Origin of the sequence: Leptospira wolbachii serovar Codice str. CDC (assembly GCF_000332515.2) — a bacterium.
GTDB lineage: Bacteria > Spirochaetota > Leptospiria > Leptospirales > Leptospiraceae > Leptospira_A > Leptospira_A wolbachii.
Window position 1 is genome coordinate 2,073,277 of sequence record NZ_AOGZ02000014.1, and the last position, 17,127, is coordinate 2,090,403.

General features: G+C 38.2%; 19 protein-coding genes. 9 read left to right on the top strand and 10 right to left on the bottom strand.

Annotated elements, in window-relative coordinates:
- Window positions 1-46: 46 nt before the first annotated feature.
- The 3 genes from prfA to LEP1GSC195_RS15240 all read left to right on the top strand — a co-directional run bounded on the left by prfA (window position 47) and on the right by LEP1GSC195_RS15240 (window position 3,470).
- The gene (gene prfA / locus LEP1GSC195_RS15230; RefSeq protein WP_015681189.1) at window positions 47-1,108 is read left to right on the top strand and encodes a peptide chain release factor 1; all 1,062 of its coding nucleotides are present in this window, start codon (window positions 47-49) and stop codon (window positions 1,106-1,108) included.
- A gap of 81 nt (window positions 1,109-1,189) precedes the next feature.
- Entirely contained in the window at window positions 1,190-2,881 is a 1,692-nt protein-coding gene (locus LEP1GSC195_RS15235; protein WP_015681866.1) for a S8 family serine peptidase, read from the top strand.
- A gap of 4 nt (window positions 2,882-2,885) precedes the next feature.
- Window positions 2,886-3,470, top strand: a complete 585-nt coding sequence (locus tag LEP1GSC195_RS15240; protein WP_040507187.1) for a hypothetical protein — start codon at window positions 2,886-2,888, stop codon at window positions 3,468-3,470.
- Window positions 3,471-3,495: 25 nt separating this feature from the next.
- Here the strand turns inward: LEP1GSC195_RS15240 and LEP1GSC195_RS15245 are convergent, their stop codons facing one another.
- From LEP1GSC195_RS15245 to LEP1GSC195_RS15255, 3 genes are read right to left on the bottom strand one after another with little or no spacing between them, the layout of a single operon-like run.
- Window positions 3,496-5,106 (bottom strand): ATP-binding protein, encoded by a 1,611-nt coding sequence (locus tag LEP1GSC195_RS15245; protein WP_015680995.1) that lies wholly within the window; start codon window positions 5,104-5,106, stop codon window positions 3,496-3,498.
- The gene (locus tag LEP1GSC195_RS15250) at window positions 5,106-5,708 is read right to left on the bottom strand and encodes a chemotaxis protein CheX (protein ID WP_015681255.1); all 603 of its coding nucleotides are present in this window, start codon (window positions 5,706-5,708) and stop codon (window positions 5,106-5,108) included. The genes LEP1GSC195_RS15245 and LEP1GSC195_RS15250 overlap by 1 nt, the downstream gene beginning before the upstream one ends.
- A gap of 2 nt (window positions 5,709-5,710) precedes the next feature.
- On the bottom strand, window positions 5,711-6,070 hold the full coding sequence (locus tag LEP1GSC195_RS15255) for a response regulator (RefSeq protein WP_084597419.1): 360 nt from the start codon (window positions 6,068-6,070) through the stop codon (window positions 5,711-5,713).
- 188 nt (window positions 6,071-6,258) lie between these two features.
- On the opposite strand from LEP1GSC195_RS15255, the gene LEP1GSC195_RS15260 reads away from it, so the two are divergent.
- The gene (locus LEP1GSC195_RS15260) at window positions 6,259-6,648 is read left to right on the top strand and encodes an MORN repeat-containing protein (RefSeq protein WP_015682151.1); all 390 of its coding nucleotides are present in this window, start codon (window positions 6,259-6,261) and stop codon (window positions 6,646-6,648) included.
- On the opposite strand, the gene metF is transcribed toward LEP1GSC195_RS15260, so the two are convergent.
- Window positions 6,616-7,503 (bottom strand): methylenetetrahydrofolate reductase [NAD(P)H], encoded by an 888-nt coding sequence (gene metF, locus LEP1GSC195_RS15265; RefSeq protein ID WP_015681415.1) that lies wholly within the window; start codon window positions 7,501-7,503, stop codon window positions 6,616-6,618. The genes LEP1GSC195_RS15260 and metF overlap by 33 nt on opposite strands.
- A gap of 12 nt (window positions 7,504-7,515) precedes the next feature.
- Window positions 7,516-8,331: an SDR family NAD(P)-dependent oxidoreductase gene (locus LEP1GSC195_RS15270; protein ID WP_040506822.1), complete on the bottom strand. Its 816-nt coding sequence runs from the start codon at window positions 8,329-8,331 to the stop codon at window positions 7,516-7,518.
- A gap of 59 nt (window positions 8,332-8,390) precedes the next feature.
- Here LEP1GSC195_RS15270 and LEP1GSC195_RS15275 point away from each other — a divergent pair, with 59 nt between their 5' ends.
- Window positions 8,391-9,146 carry a biotin--[acetyl-CoA-carboxylase] ligase gene (locus LEP1GSC195_RS15275; RefSeq protein ID WP_015680838.1) on the top strand — a complete coding sequence of 252 codons (756 nt, stop codon included), beginning with the start codon at window positions 8,391-8,393 and terminating at the stop codon, window positions 9,144-9,146.
- Entirely contained in the window at window positions 9,147-9,938 is a 792-nt protein-coding gene (locus tag LEP1GSC195_RS15280; protein ID WP_015682199.1) for a type III pantothenate kinase, read from the top strand.
- Here the strand turns inward: LEP1GSC195_RS15280 and LEP1GSC195_RS15285 are convergent.
- The 4 genes from LEP1GSC195_RS15285 to LEP1GSC195_RS15300 are packed head-to-tail and all read right to left on the bottom strand — an operon-like array spanning window position 9,927 to window position 13,029.
- The gene (locus tag LEP1GSC195_RS15285) at window positions 9,927-10,577 is read right to left on the bottom strand and encodes an SGNH/GDSL hydrolase family protein (protein ID WP_198012784.1); all 651 of its coding nucleotides are present in this window, start codon (window positions 10,575-10,577) and stop codon (window positions 9,927-9,929) included. The two genes, LEP1GSC195_RS15280 and LEP1GSC195_RS15285, sit on opposite strands and share 12 nt — an antisense overlap.
- Complete coding sequence (locus tag LEP1GSC195_RS15290; protein WP_015680734.1) at window positions 10,574-12,010, bottom strand: ArnT family glycosyltransferase; 1,437 nt, start codon at window positions 12,008-12,010, stop codon at window positions 10,574-10,576. Before LEP1GSC195_RS15290 ends, LEP1GSC195_RS15285 begins: the two co-directional genes overlap by 4 nt.
- 7 nt (window positions 12,011-12,017) lie before the next feature.
- On the bottom strand, window positions 12,018-12,356 hold the full coding sequence (locus tag LEP1GSC195_RS15295) for an STAS domain-containing protein (RefSeq protein WP_040506824.1): 339 nt from the start codon (window positions 12,354-12,356) through the stop codon (window positions 12,018-12,020).
- A gap of 55 nt (window positions 12,357-12,411) precedes the next feature.
- Complete coding sequence (locus LEP1GSC195_RS15300) at window positions 12,412-13,029, bottom strand: site-specific integrase (protein ID WP_015681879.1); 618 nt, start codon at window positions 13,027-13,029, stop codon at window positions 12,412-12,414.
- A gap of 192 nt (window positions 13,030-13,221) precedes the next feature.
- Between LEP1GSC195_RS15300 and LEP1GSC195_RS15305 the strand changes: the two genes are divergently transcribed.
- From LEP1GSC195_RS15305 to LEP1GSC195_RS15315, 3 genes are read left to right on the top strand one after another with little or no spacing between them, the layout of a single operon-like run.
- Window positions 13,222-14,292 (top strand): toxic anion resistance protein, encoded by a 1,071-nt coding sequence (locus LEP1GSC195_RS15305; RefSeq protein WP_002976016.1) that lies wholly within the window; start codon window positions 13,222-13,224, stop codon window positions 14,290-14,292.
- 1 nt (window position 14,293) lies between these two features.
- A complete protein-coding gene (locus LEP1GSC195_RS15310) occupies window positions 14,294-15,163 on the top strand; it encodes a DUF4870 domain-containing protein (RefSeq protein WP_015680562.1) in 870 nt (289 codons plus the stop codon).
- Window positions 15,163-15,975: an inositol monophosphatase family protein gene (locus LEP1GSC195_RS15315; protein WP_015680865.1), complete on the top strand. Its 813-nt coding sequence runs from the start codon at window positions 15,163-15,165 to the stop codon at window positions 15,973-15,975. The genes LEP1GSC195_RS15310 and LEP1GSC195_RS15315 overlap by 1 nt, the downstream gene beginning before the upstream one ends.
- Here LEP1GSC195_RS15315 and LEP1GSC195_RS15320 read toward each other — a convergent pair.
- Complete coding sequence (locus LEP1GSC195_RS15320) at window positions 15,956-17,125, bottom strand: glycosyltransferase family 4 protein (RefSeq protein WP_015680907.1); 1,170 nt, start codon at window positions 17,123-17,125, stop codon at window positions 15,956-15,958. The genes LEP1GSC195_RS15315 and LEP1GSC195_RS15320 overlap by 20 nt on opposite strands.
- Window positions 17,126-17,127 lie beyond the last annotated feature (2 nt).

Consider the following 17,127-nt stretch of genomic DNA (forward strand, 5'->3'; position numbering starts at 1 on the left):
GATTTTGGTTTATCAAAAACAGGCATTCTATATCCTTTCCATAGACATGATAGATAGATTGAAAAAAATTCAAGAAAAATACCTGCGTATCGAGGATGAGCTCGCCAAAGCCACCGCATCCGATACATTGAAGAATCTATCGAAAGAAAGATCTCGCCTAACGCCCGTATATACAAAAGCTGATGAATATTTAAGAATCACCAAAGATTGCCAAGACGCAAAATCACTTCTTGAATCCGATAATGATCCAGACATGCATGCCATGTTGAAATCGGAAATAGAAGAAGGTGAGAAAAAACTAGAAGAGTTGGCAAAAGAACTCGAAATCATGTTGTTACCTCCAGATCCAAATTCTGGAAAAAGTATTCTTGTGGAAATTCGTGCTGGAACAGGCGGGGAAGAATCAGGGTTGTTTTGTGCAGATCTATTTCGTATGTATAATAAGTTTGCTGATAAACAAGGTATCAGGGCAGAAATTATTGATGCAAGTCCTACAGGCATCGGTGGTTTCAAAGAAATTGTATTTTCGCTAGATGACGATAAGGCTTACGATTTATTTAAATTTGAATCTGGTACGCACCGAGTACAAAGAATTCCGGAAACAGAATCTGGGGGAAGGATCCACACTTCGGCAGTAACAGTTGCTATACTTCCGGAAGCGGAAGAAAAAGAAGTAGAAATCAGGGAAAGTGATCTACGTATAGACGTATATCGCTCGTCAGGTGCTGGTGGACAGCACGTAAACACAACTGACTCCGCGGTTCGGATTACACATATTCCTACCGGCATTGTTGTCGCATCTCAGGAAGAACGTTCTCAAATTAAAAACCGTGATAAGGCGATGCGAGTATTACGTGCAAGGATCGTTGATCAAATGGCTGACGCAGCAAAACAAAGTGCAGATGCTTTAAAAAAAGCACAAGTTGGATCTGGCGACCGGTCTGAACGAATTCGAACTTATAACTTTCCTCAAGGACGTTGTACTGACCACCGTATCGGTTTTACGAGCCATAATTTACCGGCTATCATGGAAGGAGATTTGGACGAATTGATCGATGCATTGGTTCAAGAGGATAGATCCAAAAGATTGGCGGAAGCAAAAGCATAAAAAAGATTCTAAATTTGAAAGGAATTCGGTTGATTCGAACCGTCTGACTGTTATAAGGAATAGGGCAGGAATTTCTATCAGATGAATCGATTGAAAACCATATTTTCTCTTCTTGCTTTAGTGAGTCTATCGCTTGGGAATTGTAAACCTATCAATGACGACGAAAAGATAAGTGACCTATTTCTATACTATCTTCTTTTCCAGGCGTTAGCAAACGCAACCGAAGAAAACTGTTCATTCTCTCCCAGTTCCAGTGATGCACTTTACAATGACGAATGGCATCTACGTAATGTTGGCCAACTTGGTGGTACTGTTGGCGAAGATGCAAATGTCAGTCCAGTTTGGAATCAAGATATTTCTGGAAACAGAGTGATTGTCAGTGTGGTTGATGACGGTTTGGATATTCGACATGAAGACCTATCACAGAATATTTCAGTGACTGCACGCGGATTGAATCTTTTAAATGGAACCATTTATCCAACCCATTCCTACTCTAATAGTTTTCATGGGTCTGCAGTGGGCGGGGTGATTGCCGCTAGAGGTGGGAATAATCTTGGCGTGCGTGGGGCTGCACCTTGCTCAAAGTTAGTTGGCGTCAATATTCTTGAAAAATCCACTATCTATACCTCTGATGAATACAGGGCAATGGTAAATGAGTCTTCGCGAGTTTCCATTTCCAATAATAGCTGGGGTTCTCCTGATGGCTATGGATGGCTTTGGCCTTCTAGTTCCCTTTGGCAGCAGGGTATCAATGAAGGCATTCGCCAAGGAAAATCAGGAAAAGGAACGGTCTATGTTTGGGCAGCCGGTAATGGAGCCAACGGTGGGACGATTGTAGCTCCCATACTTGTCGACAATGCCAATTATGATGGGCAGGCCAATTTTTATGGTGTAATGGCTATTGGTGGGATCGGCCAAAATGGAAAGAAGGCAGCTTATTCGGAATCAGGTGCTAATTTGTGGGTCGTTGCACATACACAAGGCAATAGTGCAACTGCCTATACGACCGCTATCTCAACGACTGATGCTACTGGATCTAATGGTTTGAATGTGGGTGGCAGTTCGGGAGATTATTCACTTGGGAACTATACAAAAAAATTCAACGGGACATCTTCTGCAACACCTTTGGCGGCAGGTGTTATCGCTCTTCTGATCGGCAAATATCCAGAATTAACTTGGCGCGACGTACGTGAGTTAGTTGCTTATAGTGCAAGGAAAAATGACGCGAGTGATACAGACTGGGCTCTGAATACCGCCGGATTAAACATTAATCATAAGTATGGATTTGGTGCTGTCGATGCGGTCAGTTTACTGACAAAGGCTAGCACATGGACACCCATTACAGCCGGACTCATTACTTATACTGCAACAGCTTTATCGCCAAACACACCTATCCCCGATAATGATTTAGTGACTGGCGCCACTGTCAATTATACAGTTGGGAGTACTATTAACTATATTGAATATGTTGACGTAGAGTTTACTTCTAACCACAGTTACTTTCCTGAACTTAGTATTGAGATTACTTCTCCCAGTGGAACAAAAAGTGTCCTCACAGAACCACATGCCTGTGTAAATCCATATAACAATAGTTTGTGTTCTTCGGGTAATACTTCAATAGCCTCCATGACAGGTTCTTCAACCTATCGTTTTGGCTTGGCCCGTCATTTAGGAGAAAATCCGAATGGAATTTGGGTTCTCAAAGTTTTTGATTCCAGTGCAACTGACACCGGACAAATCAACTCAGTTCAATTACGAATTTATGGAAGGTAAATCTATGGCTCATCAACCAAGATCAAATTCATTTTTCAGGTTATTCATTGTGACTTTTGTTGCATTAGGTTTTTTTGCTTTCTTGAATGCTGAACCAAAAGAGCCACCCAGTTCCATCTCCTTCGTTGAAGGTGGAGTTACAAAAACCTTTTATCGAAATCCAAATCTTGTGGCTGAATATGTAGACCTAAAACAAATTTCAAACAATCAACAAATTGATCCAGGCAAACAAGGAATCAAATCTGGATGGAACATTCGGCCACCGGGTAAAATATTATTTCCGAAATCTTCCAAATCTGCGACAACTTCTAAAGTAACGGAAGTTTATTCAACAGCCGTGGGTATGGGACCAAATATTGTTTTGCCAGGAATTTTGATTATTACTTTTTCTAGCGATCAGTCGCCAACTTCTCTGGATCGTATTGCAAATAAATACGGAATCCAAATTCTAAATCAGCTTTCCCCTCGTTTAGTCAGTTTTCAAACAGAGCCGGGATATGTATCTATCGAAAAAGCGAATGCAATCCGTTCAGAATCGAATGTAATTGAAGCTTATCCTGATATTGCTGTTGAAAAAAGTCTGAAATAATATTCGCATAACCAAAATAAGATGGTTACAATGCCAGATAAAAATACATCAATTTTAGAATTTCTTGTTTTCTTACTGGCTTTGGAAGATAGGATGTGATTCCTGCTAAAAAACTTTTACTAATATCTTCTTTTTGTACATTGGCGGAAATGGCAATGATCGGAACGGAGTCACTTGCTCTAATTTGATTAGCTACTTCAATCTTTCTTATTTCTCTTGTAGCCTCTAACCCATCCATTTCTGGCATTTGCATATCCATCAAAATGATATCAAATTTTTGGGATTTGAATTTTGCTAAAGCCTCTTTTCCGTTATAGGCTATACTAATATCGATTGGGTATTTGCGAAAAAAAGTTTTTATGATAAATATATTTTCTTCTGAATCTTCTGCCAAAAGTATATTACAGCTTGGAAAATTCTCTGGGTTTGGAAGTTCTAAATTAAGCCAGTGTTGGTGAATCCCCGAATTTCGTTTGATAAAACCCTCGTATGGGATTTCGAAAGAAAATTTAGATCCGACTCCTACATGACTAACAACAGAAATCTCCCCACCCATTAATTGGATTAATTTTTTTGTGATGGTTAACCCAAGCCCAGTTCCCCCATACTTTCTCGTAGTAGAACTATCTACTTGCGTAAAACTTTCAAAAATAGAATTCAATTTTTCTGATGGAATGCCTATACCCGTATCCTCCACCGAAATTCTTAGGTTTTTCTTATCTTCGCATAACAATGTATTTACGAAAATATTGCCTTTTTCTGTAAATTTCATCGCATTACTTAACAGATTAATTAAAACTTGCTGTAATCTTGTTGAGTCACCGGCAATACTCTCGGAAATCTCTTCATCTATTTGAAATTGTACATCTATCCCTTTTGCCTTTGCTTTCATATAAAATAAGGAAACAGTTTCACTCATTAGGTCTCGAATCGAGAAATGGATATGCTCCATTTCGAGTTTTCCTGATTCGATTCGAGATAAATCCAGAATGTCATTAATAATATTAAAAAGAGCCTTTCCTGAATTCCGAAGAACGGTTAAGTATTCTTGTTGTTCTTCAGTTAGATCTGTTTCATTTAAGGTGTCTGTCATTCCAAGGATTGCATTCAACGGAGTTCTAATCTCATGGCTCATCGATGCTAAAAAATCTGTTTTTGCTTGTGATGCCTTTTGTGCTTCAATTTCTCTTTGATTGGCTAAAGTCATTTTTTCGCGTAAAAGTTTTTCACGGACAACTTGTTGCGAAACATCTGAAATTTGAATCATACAAAATTGGTCAGTTTCATCTTCGATCGAAATAGGTATGATGTGTAAGTATTGATAAATGCGTTTTCCTATTTCTCTGTTTTTTTCATTATCATAAAGAGGGAACGGAAATGGATTAAGTGTATGTGTCAATATAGAGTATTGTGAATACTCTAAACAAAGTTCAACGGATTTGAATGTTCTTGTATCTTTTAGTTCAGGAAAAACGGCCAAAAAAGAAGCTCCGATTAAGCTTTTTTCTTTGAAACCAGAGCTTTTAATAATCCAGCTATTTGCTAAAACGATATTGAGATTTTTATCCAGAATAAGGATTCCTATTCCGGATTTCTTAACAATCGTTAGTAAGTGCTTTTCACTAAGAGAATTCACTACTTCAACTTTTCAATCAGTACTCTAGAAAGATTTTTGATACTATCGAAATTTAGAATGAAAAATATATAACCTTTAATATCTTTTCCGCTTAGTTTATAATCAATGAAAACTAGCAGAATAGAATTGTCTTTTTTGGGGCTTCGCCTGAGGAGAAGTTCTTCATATTTTCCAGCAAAGAACTCGGGAATATGGGTTTCGATTTTGTAATCAGACATTTTTGCCAAATTCGATAAGATAGCATTTAAGATAATGTTTCCTATTTCGCTTAAAGCATCCTTCTCAAATTGTGAAACTTCATTTAAGGCAACATAGTCTTTCATCATCATTTTTACTATTTCCAAACTTGCACTTTTATGAAATAACAGAAACGCAGAGCCCTCACCGATTCCACCTATGAACTTTTGTTCGATTGTACAAACATCTTGGTCGGCAAGATATTCTATATTTTTTGCTTCTTCTGTTGTGATCAGTTTTAGACTAGGTACGGTAAGCAAAATCTCGTCAGAAATCATTTCACTCATTAATTTTGCTGCACCACCCAAACTAATGTTGAATAGTTCACATAAAGAATCCCGTTCTATTTCAGTTAGAAAATTCATATTCAATCCAAGTGAGAAATTATTTTTTCTGCCGTAACTGGTTTTTCTACAAAATCGATTCCAATCAATTTTGCCCTATTTTTGATCGCATCTTGAATGTTAGCTGTAATCAAAACCACTTTTGTATTTTTGTAATTCTTTTTGAGGTCTTCTGCCAAATCCAACCCTGATAGAGCACCTGGCATATTTTGGTCCAAAGTGAAAAAATCGATATCTTGGTGGTCAGTTAAAAGTGATTTAGCATCGTCAGCTGAACTAGCTTCCAAAATTTCCCAGTCAGGGTATTTATCTAAAATAATCTTTCGGATCATTAAACGAGTAACTGTGCTATCGTCTACGATTAGCGCTTTTTTTTGTGACATATGTATTGCCTTAATTCCGAACTAGTTTATATATGAGATTGCACCTAATAATTGACGGAAAAAAAACCATCTCCCAGCCATACATGCGATCTAAATACTTTTTATTATTATTTTTATACCTTTTCTGCCTCTGTAAGTCGAATCAAAAAATTTGTGAGGGTGAAAATTGCAGGAATGGAAAATTCCAGGTGGCCTATGAAAATGGAGATCGTTTTGACGGAGAATTCTTCGAAGATATCAAACATGGTTCAGGGATTTACCATTATTCTAATGGTGATGTTTTTGAAGGTGAATACCAGTTTGGATATAAAGAAGGTCCAGGAGTCTACCGTTATGCGAATGGAGACCAATACATTGGTTCGTATTCTAAAGGAAAACGCCAGGGCTTAGGGAAGTATATTTATTTTGATGGATTGATTTTAGATGGTTATTGGGAAAATAATCACTTGCAAGGTAATGCAAAAATAGTAAATGCAAAAGGGAGTTTGGTGTTGGAAGGAACTTGGAAAGATAGCCGGTGGATAGGGATCGCACCGACATCCTCATCAACCAATACTGTCGAAATTCCGAATCCCTAGTGACTCATAAATTTTCCGAGTCGCCTTCGATTTGTTAAGCGTGTACATATGGATCCCGGCGATTTTGTGATCCAATAAATCTCTTACTTGTTCTGTAGCCCAATGGATACCAACATTTTCTGCGTAAACATCATCTTCTGCACGAGAAAGAGATTTTAATAATTTTGCCGGGAAATTTGTTCCTAAGGATAGTTCTGCCATTCTTGCCATCCCCTTTCTGGAAGAGATAGGCATAATGCCGGCGATGATAGGAACTTTGATTCCTGCAATTTCACAGCGTTCTACAAAATCATAAAAGTAGTTATTGTTAAAAAACATCTGGGTGCAAATGTAATCAGCTCCCTGGTCAACTTTCCATTTTAAAAATTCAATTTCTTTTAAGCGGTTGGGAGTAGAAGGATGTCCTTCGGGAAAGCCAGCAACACCAATCCCCATTTGCGGAAATTCTTTTTTTATGAACGCAACTAATTCACCAGCAAAGGCAAACCCATTTTCCGTTTTTTGAAATTCGCTTTGTCCTTTAGGGGGATCCCCTCGCAAAGCCATGATATTGTGAATTCCACTTTTTTCGTAGCGTTTGAGAATACCTCGGATTTCCTCTTTGGTAGAGCCTACACAAGTAAGGTGACTAACGATTGTTAAGCCTGTTTGTTCCTGGAGTTTCACAACCAAATCATGTGTGAGGTCTCTCGTCGACCCTCCAGCCCCATAAGTAACACTTACATAGGCTGGGTTCATTTGAGACAATTCTTGGATGTTTCGGAACAAATCCTCTGATGCTTCCTCATTTTTTGGAGGGAAAAATTCGAAGCTGATGGTTGTTTGTTTTTTACCGAGAACCTGAGAAATGTGCATAAAACCTATCCTCTAAACAGGAATATTTTTCTCAAGCCCCTTGTTAGCCAAGAGCCAACCTTTTGATGCTTTTGTTTTCACTGCCAACCAGAGCGCAAATTTAGGAAACAAAGCAGGGAGGATGACAATGGATGCTCGCAAATAAGATGGAACCAAAACTTCACCAGGATTTTTTTTGATAGCATAAATAATTGCATCGGCTACCTGTGAGGGCTCGATGATCGGGGTAAATAGGGAAGGTTTGACTCCCTCGATCATTCTTGTATTGACCATTGTGGGGCAAATCCAACTAACACCGATTTGTGTTTCGTAAAGTTCCATTTTTAGGGCTTGTGAAAAACCAACCATAGCATGTTTTGTTGCAGAATAGGTCACAGTACCTTCGGTTCCGAATTTCCCAGCAATGCTTGCTAAATTGATGATGGCCGCTTCTTTTTGTTCTTTTAAGATAGGGAGGGAGAGATATACCAATTTCATAGGGCCGGCGACATTGATTTGGATGGCTTTGTTCCAAACAGAAAAATCTTTTCCTTCATAATACCCACTAGGTGCAATTCCTGCATTGTTTATTAGAACTTGGAAGGTGAGTTTTTTCTTTTGGATTTGTTTGATAAGAGATTCAATGTCTGATTCTTTAGAAAGGTCACAAGCAAATCCGTAGAATTTTCTACCTAATGATTCCACTTTGGTTTGAATTTCTTTTAATAATGGTAACTTAATATCAACGCCGATGATATCATTTCCTTCTTTTGCCAATCGTTCTGCTGTTAAAGCACCGATTCCCATTCCACATCCAGTGATAAGTATTGTATTTCCTGACAGTTTCATATCCTAAATCTAGCGCTTTTTTTACTTTCGTCAATCCGAATCGAGAGAGAAATAGACGCATGGAATATAGATTGTTAAAATCGGAATTAGGTCACAGGCTTCCTACTGTCACATCTACAAATGAGTGGATTCGAGATGTTTCCATTCCGTTTGGATCGTGGGTGATTGCGGATGAGCAAACAGCTGGAAAGGGTCGCGGACAAAATGTATGGCAATCGTTAGGCGAAGATCCTCTGATTTTTTCTGGAAAAATCAGATTGTCGGCTGCCGAAATTTCTCTTCCCTTGTTATCGATTTTTGTTTCTTCCGCAGTGTTAAAAACGATTTTTCATTTTTTCCCAGAACGGGAAGAGGACACAACGGTCAAGTGGCCGAACGATATCTATCGCGGAGATAAGAAAGTCGGAGGAATTTTAGTTCAATCCGAATTTGCGAACGGAATTTTTGATGTGGTGATCGGGATTGGACTTAATTTTTTCGGAAATACAATCCCCGATGCCTTGAAAGACAAGGCAACTTTTTTGTGCGATTCCGCATTAGAGGAAGGAGTACTGGAACGATTTGTTAATCAACTGGTTGTTGATTTAAACCAGGCTGTGATTTCGTTATTAGACCAAGGGCAAGTCCTTAAAGATTTAGTTTGGATTGAGGACCATTCCTTATTAAAACACAAAGTGATTGAAACAGAGTGGCAATCCAGAATGGTTCGTGGACGTGTTTTGGGAATTGATGAATTAGGATTCCTTCTCATTATGACCGAAACCGGCGAAAAGATTGAACTTATGGACACCTCACCAAAATTTCGGATTATATAAATGTCAGAATCACCATTACTACTAGTTATCGATGTGGGAAATACAAACACCGTATTTGGTGTGTTTCGTGAAGGGGAGGACACACCTGACTTTCACAAAAGAACTGTGACAAGGAGAGATAGGACCTCCGATGAACTGGGCCTTTTTTTAAAAGGATTTTTAACTCAGGAAAATGTTAAGGCAGATCGAGTAAAAACAGCCATTTACTCCAGTGTAGTGCCGTCATTGAATCCAATTGTAGAACGTATGTTGGAAGATTGGTTTAATGTAAATCCACTACGTGTTCATTACCAAATGAAACTCAATTTTGGAATTAGTTATCCTCGTCCGTTCGAAATTGGCGCAGACCGATTGGTCAATGCAGCCTATTGTGCCAAAACCTACCCAGGAAAAAAGGCCATCCTTGTGGACTTAGGAACTGCAACTACCTTTTGTGTAATCAGTGAAAAACCTGAATATGTCGGTGGGGTGATTGCACCTGGTTTAAAAATTTCCATGGACGCTTTAACACGTAATACTGCTCAGCTTCCTCCGATCGTTTTTGGATCTCCTAAGCGGGTGTTAGGCGAATCTACTGTGGAGTCAATTCAGGCTGGGTTTTTCTTTGGTTGGATTGGTTTGTTAAGAGAAATTGTAAGAGCTATCAAAGAGGAACATCCAGGAGATTATGTAGTAGTCGGAACGGGCGGACTCGTCACCACCATTCATGCTTCGCATAACCAAGTATTTGATGAAATTGATCCTATGATGACTTTGAAAGGTTTGAAAATTTTAGCAGACTTAAATTCCTAATATTTTTTTACGATAGGCCTCACCCATAATTTCATACCCAATTTGGTTAGGATGAATGGGGTCAGAAACGGGATATAAAGGAACTTCGCCAGTATAGGATTCAAATATAGATTCAATTTCAACATAATCCAAATTGGATCTATTTTCTTTGAGTCGGCGTATGGTTTGGTTGTTAGTGCGTATGGTTTCCCGAATCGAAGCCATATTGGTTAAAGGAATTGTAGTAACCATTACTTTTGAGGTTTGTGAAGATTCCAAAAAAGTAATCAGTTCTATGGTTCTAGGTTCAAATCCACTCGTTCCATAAACCATTGCATCATTGGTCCCTAGTTCCAGTAACCAAAGATCGGTAGGAATCTCATTTAGGCGATTTTTATTTTGTAACCAATCTTGCGTCGAATAACCAGCAATCGAAATATCAGTTACTTTAAATCCAGGGGTGAGTTTTGTTTTTAGTCCGAATCCATCGGACCATTGCCCTAAAGAATCTCCTACAATTGTGATACGACGATCCATTGATACTCCTGCTAGAAGAGATAGATATTGGTTTGTTGGTTTATCAGAGTGGTAACAACCAATCAACAAAAAGATGGAGAGCATTGAAATGAAGAAGGTTTTATTGGGAACCTTTACTTTCATTTTTTTGTATAAACAATGGTTTTATAGTGTAACCAATGGTTGCCGGGAACAGGAATTTCCCATTCCTCCCTTTTCCAAGATGATTTTTTTAAATAATCTTTTATGACATGATTGATTAGTTGGTCATCGTAAAACACAAAACTGTCTCGTGACTTAATGGTCTGGATGTATGCTTCGGAAGGAATATCCAACTCGCCTGGGATAAATTCTAAAACATTCAAATCGGGTCGATTTTTTCGTAAGTCGAAGTAAGGATCGGGAAGAGCTTGTAAATAGACAAATTTTGAATCTGCTAAAATCATTTCTAAATGTTGAAAATGTGATTCTAAAATTTGTTTTGAATCTGTTTTATACCAGTGGATGTGATTTGTATAGAGTAAAGCAAAGAGAGATAATAAAATACCTACAAATGGTAATCTGAAACTTAATATTTTCGAATCGCATAACAAAGCCATTCCGAAGGCTAGTGGAAAAAGGATATGGAAAACATACCATCCTTCAGAAGAAGTATATAATGCAATTAGGATTGATAGAATCCAAATCCAAAACAAAATCCATTTTTGATCTAGTTTCCTAAATGATTTGATGGATTGATACGAAATATGCGCTAGGGCAATGAGTTCTATTATGATGACGACCAATCGTAATTTTGGAAACCCGAAACCGAAAGAAAAAACTTTTACTTTGTCTATTAGAGTGAAAGTCTCCAGTAGGTTTCGTTTGCGCGTAAGTTGTGCTCCGAATTGAATTTCAAACCAATCCCAATTCGGATGGATGTAATATATCCAACACAAAATCGGGAGAATTCCACCGAACAGAAACCAAGGAAGGGACTTCAAACCAAAGTTTCTCCAGACCAAAAAAAGTGTTACGAGCCCAAAGGAAGCACCAATGGGATGAGATAAAAAAGAAAGGGAGAGTGTAAAGCCCACTAAGAAAACATACCATGTTCTCGATTTATCTTTGTTAGTTGCGAAAAGAAGACTTACGACAAAGAAAAAAGCAGTGAGCCCTTCCATCCTGGCAGCGGTTCCAAAACGAAAAAGAAGTGGTTCCCACAAAATACTAGCAAATGCAACTTGGCTGGCAAATTTAGATAGGGATTCTCTTCTCAGTAACCAATAAAAACTTATAGCAGTGGCATAAACGATGGCAACATTGGCAATGCGAACTGTTGTTAGTGTGTCGGGAAAAATAGACAAAGAAAGGCCGGAGAAAAGTAAATACAGTGGTGGCATCCAGAGAGTTTTGGATTCCATTCCGGGAATGAGGCCATTCAAAACATCGGTTTGTAAATGGCCTCCGGTGGCAAAAGACAATGCTGGCGAGAAAAACAAAACCTCGTCAGGCCAAACAACAGGGAAGATGTCCAGGTTGATCCAGACCTGGAAGAAAAAGAGTGCGGAGATAATGAGAAACGAGGCGTAAGCCACGTGCTTATTATTTGGAGAGGGAATTAATGGCTTCTTGTTCCGTCTCAAAGACTTCAAACAAGTCCAAAAGTTCCACCACATCGAACACCTTTTTGACAGGAGGTGTGATACAGCAAAGTTTTAGTTTTCTACCTTGTTTGTCCAACTCTCGAACCATCCCAACAAAGATGCGAATTCCAGAGGAGGAGATGTATGAAATAAGCTCCAGGTTGATGATGATATCGCCCTCGCCGTTTTGCACGTCGTCGGCCAATTTGGCCTCCACTTCATCCGAATGGGTAATGTCCAAACGACCGTTAAGGTGAACGAGTGTGTGCTTTCCTATTTTTTTGGTCTTAATTTCCAAAGCGAGCCTACTTGGTGACTAGAATCTCCGAAAACACCAAAGGTTCAAGAAATTTTTAAGCTGCTTGGTTTTTGTTTCGATTAAAAAGTCGCGGATCTGTTCGTTCTTCGACCGGAATGTGTAATAATATTCTTTGTTTGGTAGAACGAGTAGATCTATGTCCCAAAAACTCTTGGATTTCCCAAACCGGAAAACCTTTTTTGAAAAGATCTAATGCGATCACATCACGAAGGAAAGGGATATGAATTTCTCTTGAGATAAGGTTACTTGCATTCTTTAGAATTTTTTGAATGGTCCTCGTCCGTAATTTTCCATAACGACCGGGAAATAGATAGTCGGTGGGTAAGAACTCGGATGAGTAACGATAGAGTTCCAATGCTAAGTTAGGTTCAATAAAGATTTTTCGTCTACGCAAACGACCACCGTTCTTTAATTTGAAAAGACTACGTTCAGGATTGAAGTCCGATATTTTGAGATGGATAATTTCTGGGAGTGATAGACCAGTACATACCAAAAACTTGATGATTAAGTAATGGAGGTAGTTACGATCACGGAGTTTGAACAAAAGAGTTCGTACTTCGGATTGGTCAATCAAACTGTTATCAAGTGTCATGACATCAACAGTCAGAACTTGTGGGAGGAGGGCTGGTAATTTCAAATTATTATTTAGCATATATTTTTCTCGCAGGAATGTAACAGTTATAACAATCTATGCAATCAATTTGTCACCAAACCGCAGTTTTGGATCAAAAATTCTGAAGAAATAAATTTACTTGTTCATGTTTTTGCAGCTTCCCATTTTCTGCTTGATTCATATTCTAAAAACGATCCTATCTTTGGGAGAAACGATAAAGGACAGAAACGAATGGACTCTTTGGAACTGAAAACGAATGACCCGGAACTGCAACTCACAAAGGAAGATTTACAAAAAGTTGAAGAACTCACTGGACAAATAAAACTAAATAATCCGAACGATGTTGTCTCTTACGGAGCCTCTGCGCAAGCCAAGGTTTCCGAATTTGCTGACAAAGTTCTTTCTGAAATCAAAACTAAGGATTCGGGATATGCTGGTGAACTCTTAAATAACCTATTGTTCAAAATCAAGGATTTGAATTTGGATAGTTTTGCGGGCGAAGGGAACACTCTGTCCAAAATTCCGCTGATTGGAGGCCTTTTTGACGCCTCAAGGAAATTCCTGGCCAAATTTGAAGACCTTCAATCCCAAATCGAAAAGATTGTGGAAGAACTACATACAGCGCGGACCAATCTCACAAAAGACATAACATTATTACAGGCGTTATATGAGAAAAACTTAGAATACTTTAAAGAAATTCAAGTGTACATAGCTGCGGGGGATCAAAAAGTTAAGGAGTTAAGAGACAAAATCTTACCCGAGATGTTGGCAAAAGCAAAAGCTCAAGGTGACACGTTGGCCTCTCAACAATACCAAGATATGATACAAATGGTGGATCGATTTGAGAAAAAAATCCACGATCTGAAACTCACTCGCATCCTCTCTTTACAGACAGGACCGCAGATCCGACTCATCCAAAATGGAAACCAAGTTCTTGTAGAAAAAATTCAAAGTTCCATACTAAATACAATTCCTCTTTGGAAAAATCAAATCGTGATCGCATTGGGTTTGTTACGTCAAAGAAAGGCTTTGGAAGCACAAAAACAAGTTTCCAAAACCACTAATGACCTAATCCAAAAAAATGCGGAAATGTTAAAAACAGGAACTGTTGAGATCGCAAGAGAATCCGAAAAAGGAATCATTGAAATCGAAACATTAAAAAATGTAAACCAGCAGTTGATCGAAACCATTACGGAAACTTTAAAAATTCAAGAAGACGGTCGCCAAAAACGAAAGTCTGCGGAACAAGAAATGATCAAAATCGAATCAGAAATCAAACAAAAACTATTGGAATCAAAATAGAATGACTGAAGTGCAATTGGAACAAAATCAAGAAGAAAAGAAATGGGCGAGGCGTGCCCATCTCTCTACAATCCTAACCTATCCAATGGCTTTATTGCCTTTTCCTTTTTTTATCTCTTCGCTTGGTGCAATGGTTTACCCGTTTGTTATGTGGCTTTCGAGAAATAAATCTTCCTATTCCGCCAAACAATCGCTAGAGGCAATGTATTTGCAGGCTTTGTTGTCACTCGGGTTTTTTGGGTTTGGAACTAAATTTGGTGATGATAGGGTTTTACTTGTGTTCTCTTACGTGCTTATGGCATTCCTTCATGTTATCTTTTTGGGAATTGCAATATACAGAACCACCATTGGAAAAGCCCACCACTATCCATTTAGTTTTTTCCCTCTTCTTTTTTCATCCAATCAGACCAAAGAGAACTGGAACGAATTAAAGAAAAAATTTGAAGATAAAGTCGAGTTTACCGAATACAAATCGCAAATGGAACGATTGGATGGTTTTCGAGTTTTAACAGAAAAAGAATCCAAATCATTAACTGATCCAACACTCCAAGGATTAAGTACTGAATACTTACATTCCTTATCTGATTTACGTGTCAGACTTGCGGAAGACCCATTGTCTTATCGAAAGGCAAAACAATTTCTGAATTATTTTCCTGAAACTGTATCTAAGATTTTGAGTCAGTACAATAAAGTGAGTGCCGATGCGGGTTCTGCAGAAACGGAAAAAAGAAAAACGGAACTTAACTCTTTACTGAGTGAAGTGATCAAAACAACAGAACAAGTCAGAAATAAACTGAAAGCAGATGAAACCCTAAATTTAGATGTTGAGATCACTGCGATGAAGAAAAACATCGAATTTGGTGGGTATTAATGCAATCAGAGTTACTGGATAGATCTTATCATTTTCTAAATTTCCTCCCAACTGTTTCCGACTTTTTAGTGCAAAAACATAAAGAATCGGGACTGAAGGTAGATGAAAAAGGTCTATACAATCTTGTGACGGAAGCTGATTTAAAAGCGGAGTCCATGATTTTGGATGAGATCCAAAAAAACTATCCTACTGATGGGATTCTTTCTGAAGAACGAGGAAAGTTAGAAGGTAAGTCTGGTTACACTTGGGTGGTGGATCCTTTGGACGGTACTACCAATTACACGCATGGACTCCCATTATACGGAATTTCTGTTGGTGTTGTAGAAACGGAAACTATGACACCCCTCATTGGAATGGTTTTTTTTCCAGAGCTAAATACCTATTATCATGCGATCAAAGGCCAAGGTGCCTTTCGAGAAAAAACCCCCATCGAAGTTTCCAAAACAAATTCTCTTAAGGATTCTCTTTTTGTCACAGGATTTCCTTATGATCGGAATCTATCTTTAGATACACTCATGCAGTATTATAAATCCATTTTACAAAAATCTCGTGGCATTCGTAGGACTGGAGCTGCAACTCTCGATTTATGTTGGTTAGCTGAAGGAAAGTTTGAAGGATATTATGAACTGGGATTAAAACCTTGGGATATGGCCGCCGCTGGTCTCATCGTTTTAGAAGCTAAAGGTAAAATTACTTCTATGGATGGTAACGATTTTTCTATTTTGATTCCGAGTTTACTAGCAACGAATGGCCTTGTACATGAATATTTGTTAGCTGAGTTTGAAGGACAAATCAATCGAGTAGCATACTAACCATCTGGTTTAGTTTTTTTCGGATTACCTCTTTACTAAAGTTCGCCAATACATATTCTCTGCCATTCTGACCCAACCGAGTGGCAATCTTCCGATTTTCCAATAAAAAATCCAAAGTTCTTTGGAAAGAAAGAGAATCTGAATAATATAACCCACCTTGACTTCGTAAACAATGCCCTCGCATCACAGATGATTTTGCATTTACGAGTACGGCTTTTTCTTGAATCCAGGCTTCCATTATTGAGATGGAAAAACTCTCAAATGCTGATGGATTGAGTAAAAGGAATGACTTTTGGATTTCAGAAATTTTTTCTTCTTCACTGACAAAACCTGTAAATGTAATGAAAGGATCCTTCGGGGTTTCCATAGAAGCGATAGAACCTAAACATTTAACAGCAATATCGGTTCTATGAGAAAAAAATTTCCAAATCTGAAAAAAATCAAAGAGTTCTGGATAACCCTTTGCTGGTTCTATTCGACCAATTGTAATTAGTTGATTTGAATGAGAAATCAATGTCGTTGGGTTTTTTAAAGTATCATTGATATAGGTTCCAATTAGAAAATAAGACTGGGCCTTTTGTTTTGTATAAGTCTCATAAACAGATATTTCTTCAGGAGCATTGAAACTATATATATATTGGTTTGAGTATGTCTTCCTATACATAGGAAGTCGAAAAGGGGGCTCGTCATGAAACGTTGGTACGATAATAAAGGGAATTTTTAATTTAGGAATACTTGCAACAACAGGATAATAAAGATATCCGATAAGGATGGCAATATCGAATGAGTTTTGTTCATTCGCAACGTATTCTACCAAGTCTGGACAATAAGGTCCCTGTTCTTTCAAAAAATCAAATTGTTCTTTGTCTGAAACAGAATCACCCTTTTCTAAACATCGATTTAAGATGTGATTCATCTTAGTCATATTCCTGGTTTGTTTAACCGGAAATCTAATGATACGAATTTGATTTTCTACACTATCACCTTTTGGGAACTCATTTTTCCAACTTACATAATCTTTGGCAGAAGACGTACAGACTGTAACATGATTGGATTCTGATAAAATCGATGCATAGTCGTAAGCTAATTTTTCAGCTCCCCCAGAAGCATGCTCTAAGAAACGCGCCGTGATAATTAGAATCCTTGCCATAG